This window comes from Pseudomonas sp. V88_4 (assembly GCF_029967985.1).
Lineage (GTDB): Bacteria > Pseudomonadota > Gammaproteobacteria > Pseudomonadales > Pseudomonadaceae > Aquipseudomonas > Aquipseudomonas glycinae.
Genome location: NZ_JASCAF010000010.1, coordinates 1 through 12,636 on the forward strand (window position 1 = coordinate 1; position 12,636 = coordinate 12,636).

Below are 12,636 nucleotides of genomic sequence, written 5' to 3' on the forward strand. Positions count from 1 at the left end.
TTCAGTCCCCTATTCTCTAGGAGCGGGCGTGCTCGCGAAGGCTCCAGAATTGACACCCGTTTAATTAGCAGGTGATCCCGAGGTCTGCTTCACCGGCAATTGCAAATTATCCAACGCCCGATTCACCGCCAACTCCCCGAGCATGATCAATTGCGCAATGCCCACCAACGCCCGACGCTGCGAAGCCGGCACCAGACTGGCGATGTTTTGGGCAATGGTTTGGGCCGAGGCGAGTGTTTCACTGGCATCAATCAGCAGTTCTTCGTTTTTGTTGTCCGCCGTCACGGCATACATCCCGCGGGTTCTGCGTGGGGGCGGCGTGGAGCCGGGCGGACAGAGGTAATGGTCGAGCGCGCGGTCGGCGGCTTCGTGGAGTTTTCTGGAATCGATGGATTCGTAGGGGGAAACCGAGTCGGTTTCGGGCGGGTTGGGTGTTGGTTTGATCATGGTGAAGCTCCTTGATGACTGGAGCTGCCACCGTTCGCGGTCAAACAAACAGGGTGGCAGCTGTACGCGGGTTGACCGACCGGACATCAAGGAATCCGGCACACCCGAAGGTGTCCCACGCACAGCCACCGCGACATGATTTCAGACAATGCCTGAACACGTGCAGAACGCTGGTGCGCCTTGATGTTGGGCGGACGGTCAAATCCGATCACTGATTCGTCAGCGACCGCACCACAATAGAACCCGTCCCCAAGGCGCACAAGCCGGCGGATTCTGGCGTAGCTGTAGGCAACGGCGCAAGGATATGTAGCCTGAGAGAGTGTCTGGAGATGTCTTTTTAAACGTTGGTGTTTATCGAGGACTTATTTCGTCACTTATCCTTCAACAGATTCGTCCCGTTATCCCAACTGACCAGATTGCCAGTCGTAACTGACAACCTAGACCAGATGAACAGCTCTATTTTTGCCGACATATCTCGACGTCATCCTGAGTCTTCAGGTCGGTGTCGATTCCCAAGCGATACCTGCAGTAATCAATAATCCATCCCCGCTCCTCTGCTGTCAGGCGCTCTACTTTCCTGATCTCTCCATCGTTCGCGTGGATGTTGTAGAACTTCATTTGAAACGTCGGGTGCTTCTTGATGAAGACAATGGTCTCGATGTCCCCGTCCTCAAGGGATTCGTAGTAGCCGACGTAGAGCACGGTCACTAGAGCGAGGAACGCTGTGATTGAAAGCTTTTTCATTCTTGTGGCGCCTTCGTCTGTAGCCCCTCCGAGCGTTCAAACTAGGGCGAACAAATTGATTACCTGGTTACTTGAGTATTCCCGATTTCCCCACAGCAGCTAGCAGCGTCATCGTAGAAAGCAGCACAATTGCGCTCCATTGCATCAATACAAGCTTCTGCTTGAGTGGCGCCGGAAAGTTGCTTACATCCTCTACGCTGAGAGTGCCACGGCGAGTGTAGAAATTTGCAAATGTGACGAGCCCGGATGCACCTCCGACCAAAAGCAGCCTTCCCCAAGCTCCGCCGTGTTTCAGTGCAGCCAACTTGACTCCAGCAGAGCTGTTCTTGAGGTTCTCAAGGATCAAGTCCATTTTGGTGTTTCCGATATACAGGGCAACACCGATCCAAACGATCAGCAGAGCAATGACCACTACGCACATACCGCCGACAATAAGTTCTGCAGTATTCATTTCGTAACCTCGTAAATCATTTCACCTGCGAGTTCACCAGTGGCACCTCCTATGGCACCGCCAGCATATGAGCCTGCTGCTACGACTATTACGCCGCAAGCCAGAGTCCCCAGGCCGCCGGTAGGCACTCCAAGCCCTACACAAATCGCACCTACAACTGGAGCTGTCAAAACTGCCCCTGTTGCCGCGCCGCCGGCCACCCCTCCAATGAAGCTACCGCCCTCCGTGTATTTAATCTTTTCACAGGCATCTTTGTTGCCTGCTGCACAAACTTCTTGAACCTTCATGTAAGACGCCCCGCCCCCTACAGCTGTACCCACCCAGCCACCATACTTCACAACCTTGGCTGCTCTGGCGACACCTTCTGCGTGAGTGGCGTAACCGGGAATCTGTCCCGGAGCACCGGCCAGGGTCCAATGATGCACCAGGCTTTTGCTTGAGATGCCGAGAGCTGATTTCAGACTCGGATGATCCGGGAAACCGATGCCCTTTCTGGTTAACCCGTTGAGCTGTCTATCAAGCTTGGCAAACAGTCGTGCACGCTCGTCAAAAAACTCCGAACTACGCAAGTGACCGTCACGCTGAAAGCTTTTCTGATGCAGCGTTTCGATTTCCTTTAGCGACGTTTTCACGTCTTCAAGATTCTTGGCGAAGATCGATTCACCGACACCGATTGATGTAGAGCCTTGCGAAAGAACGGATTCTATCTGGCTCCGATAGCGGACCATGAAGCTCGCTTCTTCGTCGGACATAGGCTTGAGTGCCGCGTCCACTTTCTGAGCCGCTTCCATGAGCAACGCTTCTTCACGTGTGCACTGGGGGTTGTTCGGATCGCTCAACACGATGAGCTGCCCGGGCTTGGCGTAACCGGTGACGTGAGGGTTGAGGCGCGAGAATTTCTCAAGCGTTGCACCGTCCGGCTTATCGAACAACGCAGCTTCCAGTGCAGAGCGCGGCATGACTTGCTGAACGATGTAGAAACCAGGTTCAGCTATTGGCTTTGCAGCCGCCGGCTTCTCTGCCGGAGCCTCAGGGTATTCCGCCCAGTGCTTGGCGTGCAGGTCGGTCGGTTCTACGCCACGGTAGACCTTTTTTCTTGGCGGGTTAGGTTGCGCGGGTCTCAGTACGTTTCCAATTTCACTCATGAATCATCCTTGTTCACTTCGGGAATCCCGGCTTAAGTTTCTGACACTCCGACGCTATCGAAAATCTCAAATGCTGGCTGTAGGACAAAACCTAAAAAGCTGTGCCCAAACGGCTGATTCCTGTCATTCGCGGGGTTCGCAGGATAACTGGTGAGGGAGGATCGTTGTATGGCAGCAGATGGCCATACACAGTGACTCCGGCCCGAATGTTCTGCGTTTAGCTGCCATTACGCCAATAACGACAGCTACTTTCGGCCAGAAGCAGCCTCTGAGGGCGGAGCAGAAACGGACGTCTGACAAAACACCTATTCGTCTTAAATACGATCTCAAATGGCGAACAGCACACCGATACGATCAGTGGGCTGCGGTGTCTTGCCAAGTACAAGGCACCGAACAGTGCCAACATAATCATCTACCACACAGAGTGAGGAGATTGTGCGCGGCAACCTAGATCGCCCAGCATCGTTTACTGATGGCAATCAGCCGCATATGATGCACCAACTGAAAGAACATCAGCCCCAAGGGTCTTAGCAATGGAAGCTAATCGTGAATATTTGCGCTCACGACATCGCGCTACTCAAGCCCGGCAGCTTGTTGCTATCGCGATCACATTCGAACGCGCCGCTCACCTCACTAAATGCCATGTGTGCCGCCGAACCGTTTGGGGGGCACGCAACTGCAGCGCTTCTCAACCGTTCAGAATAGCCGGCTCCAGTCCGACAAAGAACGCTGAGCACTATATATGAAACTTCATGAAGTTAAGGCTCGCGAGTTGAACGGTAGAGATACCATTCACCGATTTAAGGCCCAATTCAAAGCCGCAAGCCTAGAATGCTTAGCACTCCTCGAAGACTGCGCTATTGAGCGAGTCTTTTGCGACTACCACGAAGATTACGTGGTCAAGTTTTTGGATGACGGGGAGATTTACTACCGCTTCGTACAGGTCAAAACAAAGACAAAGCAGAACCATCTTTACAATATCCTAGAGATATTTGGCATCAAGAAAACCAAAAAAAACGGCCACGACTTACCCAACAGCTTTGCCGGCAAGATGTTGTTACACGTAGATAACTTCGGTGACACCTGCCACTCTCTCGTCATCTTAACGAACATTAATTTTGACGATGATGTCGAAGGGTTGGTCAACGATGCACAATCCGGCAATGTTGTATCCAAACACACGACAACGCTCATAACTGAAACTAAAAAGCTTGTACCAAGTCTAGCAACAAAGACCGACAAAGAAGTTCTCGACTTCCTGTCCCACCTAAAGCTAGTGCCTCGCCAGCAAATTTTGAATGAGGATGACGATAACTTCGTCTCAAGCGCACATAGTCAAATTTACAAATACAGTGAAATCAATTTGACTCCGAAGGAAGTTCGGCTTCTAATCATTCAGCTTCTATCACTAATAGAAAGCAAATCATCAGAAGAAATAAAGGACAGCATGACCGAGGACATGCTTAATGATAAAGCGAGCGTGACCCTCGATGACATGCTCGACATACTTTCCATCTCTCGCCCGGCCTATTACCTCCTCAGAAATGGCGGCGACCCGAACGCTATTAAAAGCGTTTCGATTCTTCAGCGCGTATTAAAGCGAAACAACTATAAAGAAGAAACACTTAACACATTTGCAAACTTCAAGTCGGAGTGGGAGACTTGGTATCGAGTTAACAGACACACAATCCAAGAGCTAAAACTACTTGAGCTAATGGACGAAATAACAAGTCTGACAGATAGCTTGGCTGTTGGAAAAATAGATATGAAGACAATTACAGGCGCGGTCGTTAAGCTAACAACTAACCTTCGCGCTCTATTAGATCGCAACGACCTAACTGAAGAATTAGTTTTTGGAGCTGTACTGTCTGAAATCGTGAAAGGAGAGTCTTCATGAATTTCCGTGAAGCTGTGGCTGCAGCAAGCACTGAGTCCCAAATTCTTAATTTCTCGTACTCACCAAGAAACAGGTCTGACGTTTTGGGTAATGAGACTTTATTTCATATCCCATTAATTGCACTGACCATAATTTTAATCGCGCGCAGCCAAGCAAAACCTAAGCGTAACGACATTGGCATGTTAGTTGGGCAGTGTTTTGAACAGAGCATTGCCAGTTTCAAAGGTTCAACGCAAGAGTTAGGCTGGTCGGCGAACTTAAGAGTAAGAACAATTAAGGCGCTGACATTCTTGGAAGACGCTGGAATGGTAGTCGTTAACAAACACAACTCTCGGATCGATGCCGCAGAGCCCGGCAAGAAATTCATAGACAAAGTTATGAGCGAAGAAAGTCACCTTTGCGTGGCGCTCTTAACCATTAAAAGAACATATAGAAATATCTGCAAAGAACGAGACATCGAGGCCAAACTAGATGAAATTTGAATCCCTACAGTTCTTTGCAAGCCATGGTGGTGGATGGGGCTCTCAAGAGCTGAGGTTTGGTAAATCTGTTACCCAGCTATTTGCCCTTAATGGAAGTGGGAAAACACCCCTAATCCAATCCATCATGTTTTGTCTCGGATTAGACGTCCAATTTCGTGAAGACATCATTCGAAATACCGGAAAGGTCGTCCTGCGAGTAAATATAAACACCAACTTACTTTCCTTTGAGCGGAAGGTAGGAGAGAAATACGACATTACTGTTAGCAGCGACGGCAAAACTATCAATCGTTTCTATAACGATGAAGACTTTTCCAGGTTCATGCTGGGCATCTTGAATCTAAGATCTGAGCGTCTGACTACCAATAGTGATACCGCTACAATTCCATATTTCTCGGCGATACTGCCACTATTTTATCTAGATCAGGACATCGGTTATTCGGACTATTACGTTCCGCCGCGACATAGTTTTATCAAAGCTCAGTATTCCGAAATGATTCGCCTAGCTGTGGGCCTCCCTGCCAGAAGCTCATTCGACGCAGCCAAAAAGACGATCAATCTCAAAAAAGAACTCGACTACCTGGATAAGACTATCACCGATAGCCGTAAGCTTATGGAGAGGCTACGACAAGATCTCCCAGCCGCTACACGACTTGAAGCAGATATTGAGCGTGATATTACCTCTCTCAAAGCTCGTCTTGATGAGTTGAAGACGACCAAGGACATTAAAAGCGAGACATTAAACAGCTTCGATTTCTTGATTACCGATCTTCGTCGCCAGCACCGAGAGGTAGCCTCACAGCATATAACCCTAGAGTCGAGGATTCGCAGTTCGTCTCAAATACGAGATGAGATCGAAAGCGAAATCGAGACCCTGGATTTGAATGAAGAAGCTCGCCGTGCATTCATTTCTTTTAGCGAAATATGCACAACCCCCTCGTGCGGGATGTTTCTCGTCAGCTCTGACTCGTATGGCAAAAGCTTGCTTTATCTCAAAGATCAGCTGAAAGACCTGGAAGCCGTGACCGTCGCGAATATACAGCAGGCTGAAGCTCTGCAGACGAAGATGACTTGGCTAGAAGGACAAATCGCTGATCTTTCCGCAAAGAGAGGGATTGCAGAGCGCGAAGCAGGGATTGAGATGTTTATTGAGGCGATCAGTAGAATTGCCTCCGAACTCTTCGAGTTAGAGCTCGAAAAAGGTCAACAACAGAAATACAAGAGCCAAGAAGGTAAGCACCTCGAACTGCTGAATCGGCGAGAGGCGGTTCAAAACGAGCTAGAGTCTCTCGGAAAAACCAGAGAGCAATCTCCGGATGTAATGCGATTCAAGCTCGCGTTAGCCGAGAAAATGGCCCGTTGGCTAGACATCCTAAACTCCAAGAACATCTCCAGAGAGATCCAGATCGACAGTGATCTGAAGCCAATTCTTGGCTCTGAGAAACTTGGGATCATCAAAGGTAGTTCTAAGGCTCGTACGGTGCTCGCATTCCACGCTGCGCTATTTGAAATCTGCACCGGCAATCCAACTTCGCCCTTCCGAACATTGATATTCGATACCCCTCGGCAGCAGGAGATTCACTCAGAAGATCTGGATGCGTACATCAAAGAGCTCAAAGTAGTGTCTCTAAAAAATAACGCTCAGGTTATCTTCTCGACTACCAGCTACCGCTTCGAGATCGACCCGGCGACGGATGAAGAATGGCTTCCAAAGTTCGGTGGCTTTGAACAGCCAATGTACCTTGGATATTTAAATAACATTCTGAACTCATAGTCTCCGAACAGCTCCGACAGTACGGCTTTGACCTCCTCATTGTACAAGGTGCTCCATGACAGCTTTGGTTCAGCGTCTCAGCGTTATCGGCCAGATTGTTCTTTATGAAGACAGTAGTTCAGACACGACCTGAATCCCCTTTAGTTTTTAGACGCTAAATGGCTGATTTTGGCCGTTAGCGGCTCCTCACAAAAACGACCGCTACCGGCCGGAGGCGGACGTCCGTGAGCGGTCACTATCGACGAGGAGCAGTCGGTCGCGATAGATCGCTAGGTCAGGGATTGTGAGCTTCAATCTCCGATGCCAGCCCGGCAAAAGCCACGAAGATAGCTTGTTAAGCGAACTGCAGACATAGTGTCTCTTAATCTCTTCGCTGCCTTGACCGAGCGTTAAATATTCGCCTATTAAAACGCTCCAGTCACCTTGGCTAAATATTGCGCAATCGATCCAATTTGATAACCAGTTGGCTCAGATTCCTCAACCCAACCACACTCTACTTCTTCCAGAACTTTTTCATTGATAAGCCACGTAAGCGGTATGGGCTGGCCAGTTTTCAGGAAATAGGCTAGCAAATAATAGTCCCCACGATCCTTATGACTGAGAGAAGATGTCCCGTTTCGAGTTACAATTGACCAAAAAAGCTCATCAACTTCAGGTATCTGTTGAACGCTAAAGTCGTATGGGCGTCCTACTGCGCTTCCCCACGCATAATAGGATAAGTATGACTGCATGTCTGAGACTTGAAGGCAAACTGGTAAAGCTTTGCCGAGCCTGTCGTGCAAACGATCAACATCCAGTATGGTCTCGCCGTGTGTCACGTCACCTGAAATAGGTAAGTGATAGCTATAAAGCTCACGACAAAAACGCAACTCATCAAGCAGTCGCACTATCTCTTCATCGTAAACGCCAACTCTGACATAATAATTTTCGATTTCTCTAGCAAGTGCGCCGTGAGAAATCTCTCTTACTTTTTCAAGTTGGAAATCAGTATTAAGTAACACATTGGCAGACAGTGCGCTAAATAATGAGTAATAACATGCATAAAAAGAAAGATTTTTCATCCCTTGGCTGAGAAGGGTTTCGGACTGGGTAAAATAGAGAGCCGCCAGCGAAATTTTCTTTGAGGCTAGATAGTGCCTAGCGATCCATTCAGCAGTAACAATGGGGTCGTTGGCTCCTAAAATTTTCTCCAGCTTCTCGTATTGCGCTCTAGAGAAGCGCGCAACTTTATCGCTCGGTCGGCTGGCTCTTATGGCAGAAAACTCACCATAATCTTTTTCGATTTGTTTCAGAATGGAAAGTTTTGCCACGTTTGGTTCCTGTCATGCCTGACTATAAGTTTCGATGTGTGCGAAGGTGTTACGGCTCAACGCAAAAAGCTCACCTCCAAGAATATAATGAACCAAAACATTTATTTTCAGAAGCCACCCGTGCGACATTTGCATCAGCAAATACGTGGTGGCGCAAGCGCAGGATTGCACCAGCGGAAAATGTATCAACTACCTCTAAGAAAGGCAGCTTGGGTCGCTATAAGCGACTCGCGAGTGACTGCTTCTGCCCGAAAGCGGACATTTACGACACGCTTCCTCCAGTTGGTCAAAGGCAATCAAGCACATCCCTGACGATCCAGTACCCACCACCCGACTGAGAAGCCAAAATAACTGCATCCCCTAAAAAGTCACGGCCTCACCAACCTAGGCATCTCCACCCCCTCCCCCAACCTTTCCACCCCCAACCGCACCCTCTCCCCACCCTGCTCAATCACCACCCCATCCCCCTCCACCGCCACCAACCTCACCCCAGGACTCACCCGCTCTCCCTGCAAAAAACTCCTCGGTGGCCCGTCGTTGAGGCTGAGTATCGCCACCGCCCCGCGACTCCCCGCCATCACGCCACTGACCTTGATCTCCACCGGCGCCGTGCGGTTGGAGAACCACTGCAACGCGGGATTGTCACTGCGCGCAGCGAGCAGTTGCGGCGTGGCCGCCGGGGTGTGGGATTCGGCGGTGGTCAGGAGCAGGGATGACCAGGTGGCGATGCCGATCAGGGCGGCCAGCAGCGCGGCGGCCTGGATGAGTTGGGGGGGTGAAAAGCGTGCGGTGAATCTCATGGGCTGAATCTCCTTTTAGTCCCGGTGACCAGACTACGCGGCAATTCTCACGGTTTTATTTCACACGCCTTACATGTTGGCCGTGCAGGATGGTTTTTTGGGACGGGGCTGGACGCAAGGGAGTGCGCATTCGATGAACCGGTGCAGGCAGCAGGGTTTTACGTTGATCGAGTTGATGGTGGTGCTGGTGATCATCGGCATCGCCAGCGCGGCGATCAGTCTGAGTATCAAGCCCGATCCGTTGCAGTTGCTGCGCAAGGACGCCGAGCGCGTGGCGCAGTTGCTGCAGATTGCCCAGGCTGAGGCCCGCGCCGATGGGCGGCCGATTGCGTGGTTGAGCGATGGCAAGGGGTTTCGGTTCAGTCGGCGCAGTGACAGTGGCAAGGGTTTTGATCATTTCGATCGGGACCCGCAGTTGCGGCCGCGTCCCTGGCAGAGTCCGAAGCTTGCGGTGCGGGTGGAGCCGAAGCAGAAAGTGGTGCTCAACGCGGAGTGGATCAATCCGCCGCTGCAGTTGACGCTGTCTGACGGGCTCAATCGGTTGAGTGTGCTGCGCGATGCTTCGGGCCGGATTAGCGTGCAATGAACAGACAACAAGGTTTTACGCTGATCGAGGTGATGGTCGCGATTCTGTTGATGGCGGTGGTCAGTCTGATTGCCTGGAAGGGGCTGGACAGTGTCACGCGCGCCGACAGCCATTTGCAGGCCAGTGGTGAGCAGAGTGACAGCCTGTTGCGGGCGTTGAATCAGATGCAGCGGGATGTGGAGATGCGCGCCGGGGTTGAGCTGACGGAGCCGAAGAGGGTCGGCACCGAGGATGAGCCGGCGACGGCCCCGCCTGCCGTTACGGTGCGCAGCAGTGACAGCAAGGGGTTTCGGCTGGACATTATTCGTAGCGCGGCGGATCAGCCGGGGGCTTTGCAGCGGGTGCGCTGGTGGCTCAAGGGGGACACGTTGTATCGCGCGGTGGCGCCGGCGCGTAGTCGGTATCCGTTGCCGGCGCCGACTGATGGGGTGGCGGTGTTGAGTGAGGTGAGTGATTTGCAGGTGCGGGTTTGGGAGATGGATAAGGGGTGGCGGCAGTTGAGCGGGAATCGGCGGGAGGATCCGTTGGGGCTGGAGGTGCGGTTGACTCGGGAGACGGCGCAGGGGGTGGAGAAGTATCGGCAGGTGATGGGGCCGTTGCAGTAATTGAAGTCACTGAGGTCCCTGTGGGAGCTGCGGTGCGACGATTCGACTTGCCAGCGATGGGGCCTTCACATCCAACATCTCATTGCCTGACATAACGCTATCGCTGGCAAGCCAGCTCCCACAGGGTTTTAGGGTGTTTGTGGGTGTTGTGTAGTTAGCTGAGAACGACGACGCCGCCCGGCAGCTCGGTGCATTTGACGCCGTAGGCATCGCGGATCAATGCGCCTACGCCGGCCAGTTGGTCGAGGGAGAAACGCGCCTGCACGCGGCGCTGGCCGAGTTCGCGGTTGAGCAGCAGCAACATGCCCGGACGATAGCGGTTGATCTCATCGATCATCTGGCTCAGGGTCGTGCCGTTGAACACCAGGACCTGTTGGCGCCAGTTGGTTACCGCTGCCGTGTCGACGCTTTGCACCGTGCCGACCTGTTGCGCGTCGTAGGTCAATTGCTGACCTGGCTCCAGGCGCAGGCTGCGGCCTTCGACTTCCACGTCCACCGCGCCATCGAGGCACGTCACGCACACCTGCTGATCAAGGTTGCGCAGGTTGAAGCGCGCCCTGCTCGCCCGCAGCCAGCCGCCACCAGCCTGCATCGCCATCGGCAGCCGCGCGGTTTGGACTTCGACTTCGCCGCTGACCAGTTCAAAGCCCTGCACGCCCTCATCCACCGAACGCTGGTTGATGCGGGTCTGGGTGTTCAGTTCTAGGCTCAAGCCGTCGGCCGGTTCGACCCGACGTTGCTGGCCGACTTCAGTGATGTAATCCGCGCCAAGCCCGGAGAACCCGCCCGGAATCGTGCCGCGTACCAGCAGGAACGCCGCCGATGCGGCAAGCGCGCCGCCGAGAAAGGCCCGGCGTCCGAATCGGCGTGGTGCCTGCGTCGCTTCCGCCGCCGGTTGCAGCAGGTGCCACAACGCCTTGCACTCTTCGAAGGCGCGGGCGTGTTCGGGGCTTTGCGCGCACCACTGGCGCAGCGCTCGGGCATCGGCGACCGTTGCGCGGCCGGAGGTCAGCAGGATCAGCCAGTCGCGGGCTTCGCTTTGCAGACGCTCGGCAGGCGTGGGCTCGGCAGGTGTCAGACGGAAGATGTTCAAACGCACAGGTACTCGACGGGTTGATCGGGAGCTTCATTCACTAGACGGTTTTCCGGCCCCGCGACCGAACCGCTGAAACACTTTTCTTTCCAGTTTGGCCGCGCAGTGTCCGAGGGCGGCCTTGATTTCCTTCTCGACCATGCGCGTGGAGATGCCGAAACGCTGGGAGATTTCCAGGTGCGGCGCTTCTTCCAGCCGTGCAGCGATGAAGATTCGACGGCGCCGGGCCGGCAGTTCGTAGAGGGCGCTGAGCAGGGACTGGATTTCCTTTTGGCCGCCGACTACGCGCATCGGGTCCAGCGCTTCGTCGCTGACTTGCAGCAGTTCTTCGACTTCGCTGCCGGTGAGCAGCCGCGCATCGGCCTGGCGGCGGTCGGCGGCGATGTTCAGGGCCATGCGATAGAGGTAGGCGTTGGGCCGCAGCAGGTTCGGCGGCGCTTCCATGCGGTCGACCCGCAGGTAGGTTTCGTGCAGCACGTCGTTGGCCAGGTCCTCCGAGCCGAGACGGCGTCGCAGGCGCACCCGAAAGTCCTCGTAGGACGTCAGGAACAGCTGGACCATCGAACTTTGTCCGGCGTCTTTCATCCCCCGGAAACTCCTTCCCATTGTGTGCATTCCATGCGCTTTCCTGACGATTCGGGTAACAACAGCAACGTGACTGGCTGGCGCAATGCGCCGGGTGTCGGCCGGTCGATTTTGAGCGTGTGAAAACTGTCTACCAGCGCTGCATCGCGCCGAACATCGCCGGTCGAGGTGACCAACCGGTTGTGCTGCACCACGCCGTCGCGGCCGATCCACAACTGCAACACCGCGCGAAAACTGCCGGGCCGGGTCAGCGGCGAGCGGCACAGGTTGCGTTCGATGGCCGCCTGCACCGCCGTGGCGTAACTGCGGTTGACCGCTGCGCTGGCGGGGGGCGGTTTCTCCGCCGGCATCGGCACGTCCTCGACTTGCGCCACTTGCAAGGTGAACGCGTCGTCGCGGCTGTACTTGGCCATCAGCCCGCTGCCGCCGAGCATTCGGCGCAACGCTTCGGCGGCGGTGAATTCGCCATCCACCGCCAGGGAACGTCGACCGCGACTCAACTGGCTGTCGACCAGCACCGCCATGCCGGTGGCGCGGCTGAACTGTTCGAGGGCGCGGGCCAGTTCCTGGGCCGGGATGTGCAGCGTCATGCGCATCGTGGCCGGCACCGGGTCGGCGCCGGCGCGGCTCAGAAACAAGCCAAGCAGCAGCCCCAGACAGAGCTGGCGCATGAGCGCTGAGCGCACAACATCCTCCCTGGCACGGCCTCGCTGCACGGCT

14 protein-coding genes are annotated in these 12,636 nt (G+C 53.8%); 5 read left to right on the top strand and 9 right to left on the bottom strand.

Annotation, left to right across the window (positions count from 1 at the left end; all coding sequences use genetic code 11):
* Positions 1-60 precede the first annotated feature (60 nt).
* The 4 genes from QLG12_RS06915 to QLG12_RS06930 all read right to left on the bottom strand — a co-directional run bounded on the left by QLG12_RS06915 (position 61) and on the right by QLG12_RS06930 (position 2,787).
* Complete coding sequence (locus QLG12_RS06915; protein WP_282474193.1) at positions 61-447, bottom strand: hypothetical protein; 387 nt, start codon at positions 445-447, stop codon at positions 61-63.
* Positions 448-903: 456 nt separating this feature from the next.
* On the bottom strand, positions 904-1,191 hold the full coding sequence (locus QLG12_RS06920; RefSeq protein WP_282474194.1) for a hypothetical protein: 288 nt from the start codon (positions 1,189-1,191) through the stop codon (positions 904-906).
* A 67-nt stretch (positions 1,192-1,258) separates the two neighbouring features.
* Positions 1,259-1,642: a hypothetical protein gene (locus QLG12_RS06925; protein WP_282474195.1), complete on the bottom strand. Its 384-nt coding sequence runs from the start codon at positions 1,640-1,642 to the stop codon at positions 1,259-1,261.
* Entirely contained in the window at positions 1,639-2,787 is a 1,149-nt protein-coding gene (locus tag QLG12_RS06930) for a hypothetical protein (protein WP_282474196.1), read from the bottom strand. The genes QLG12_RS06925 and QLG12_RS06930 overlap by 4 nt, the downstream gene beginning before the upstream one ends.
* 742 nt (positions 2,788-3,529) lie before the next feature.
* Between QLG12_RS06930 and QLG12_RS06935 the strand changes: the two genes are divergently transcribed.
* From QLG12_RS06935 to QLG12_RS06945, 3 genes are read left to right on the top strand one after another with little or no spacing between them, the layout of a single operon-like run.
* A complete protein-coding gene (locus QLG12_RS06935; protein WP_282474197.1) occupies positions 3,530-4,684 on the top strand; it encodes a dsDNA nuclease domain-containing protein in 1,155 nt (384 codons plus the stop codon).
* Positions 4,681-5,166, top strand: coding sequence for a hypothetical protein (locus QLG12_RS06940; protein WP_282474198.1), 486 nt, complete (start codon positions 4,681-4,683; stop codon positions 5,164-5,166). The genes QLG12_RS06935 and QLG12_RS06940 overlap by 4 nt, the downstream gene beginning before the upstream one ends.
* Positions 5,156-6,937 (top strand): hypothetical protein, encoded by a 1,782-nt coding sequence (locus QLG12_RS06945; RefSeq protein WP_282474199.1) that lies wholly within the window; start codon positions 5,156-5,158, stop codon positions 6,935-6,937. The genes QLG12_RS06940 and QLG12_RS06945 overlap by 11 nt, the downstream gene beginning before the upstream one ends.
* A 404-nt stretch (positions 6,938-7,341) precedes the next feature.
* Here QLG12_RS06945 and QLG12_RS06950 read toward each other — a convergent pair whose 3' ends face one another.
* Together QLG12_RS06950 and QLG12_RS06955 are read right to left on the bottom strand one after the other, a co-directional pair.
* Complete coding sequence (locus QLG12_RS06950; RefSeq protein ID WP_282474200.1) at positions 7,342-8,247, bottom strand: hypothetical protein; 906 nt, start codon at positions 8,245-8,247, stop codon at positions 7,342-7,344.
* 368 nt (positions 8,248-8,615) lie between these two features.
* On the bottom strand, positions 8,616-9,047 hold the full coding sequence (locus tag QLG12_RS06955) for a type II secretion system protein N (protein WP_282474201.1): 432 nt from the start codon (positions 9,045-9,047) through the stop codon (positions 8,616-8,618).
* Positions 9,048-9,180: 133 nt separating this feature from the next.
* On the opposite strand from QLG12_RS06955, the gene gspH reads away from it, so the two are divergent.
* Positions 9,181-9,633, top strand: coding sequence for a type II secretion system minor pseudopilin GspH (gene gspH, locus QLG12_RS06960; protein WP_108562333.1), 453 nt, complete (start codon positions 9,181-9,183; stop codon positions 9,631-9,633).
* Entirely contained in the window at positions 9,630-10,238 is a 609-nt protein-coding gene (locus QLG12_RS06965) for a prepilin-type N-terminal cleavage/methylation domain-containing protein (protein ID WP_282474202.1), read from the top strand. The genes gspH and QLG12_RS06965 overlap by 4 nt, the downstream gene beginning before the upstream one ends.
* Positions 10,239-10,392: 154 nt before the next feature.
* Here QLG12_RS06965 and QLG12_RS06970 read toward each other — a convergent pair whose 3' ends face one another.
* From QLG12_RS06970 to QLG12_RS06980, 3 genes are read right to left on the bottom strand one after another with little or no spacing between them, the layout of a single operon-like run.
* On the bottom strand, positions 10,393-11,331 hold the full coding sequence (locus tag QLG12_RS06970) for a DUF4880 domain-containing protein (RefSeq protein WP_282474211.1): 939 nt from the start codon (positions 11,329-11,331) through the stop codon (positions 10,393-10,395).
* A 33-nt stretch (positions 11,332-11,364) separates the two neighbouring features.
* Positions 11,365-11,916 (bottom strand): RNA polymerase sigma factor, encoded by a 552-nt coding sequence (locus tag QLG12_RS06975; protein ID WP_011334580.1) that lies wholly within the window; start codon positions 11,914-11,916, stop codon positions 11,365-11,367.
* Positions 11,913-12,587 carry a secretin and TonB N-terminal domain-containing protein gene (locus tag QLG12_RS06980; protein ID WP_282474212.1) on the bottom strand — a complete coding sequence of 225 codons (675 nt, stop codon included), beginning with the start codon at positions 12,585-12,587 and terminating at the stop codon, positions 11,913-11,915. Before QLG12_RS06980 ends, QLG12_RS06975 begins: the two co-directional genes overlap by 4 nt.
* Between the last annotated feature and the right edge of the window lie 49 nt (positions 12,588-12,636).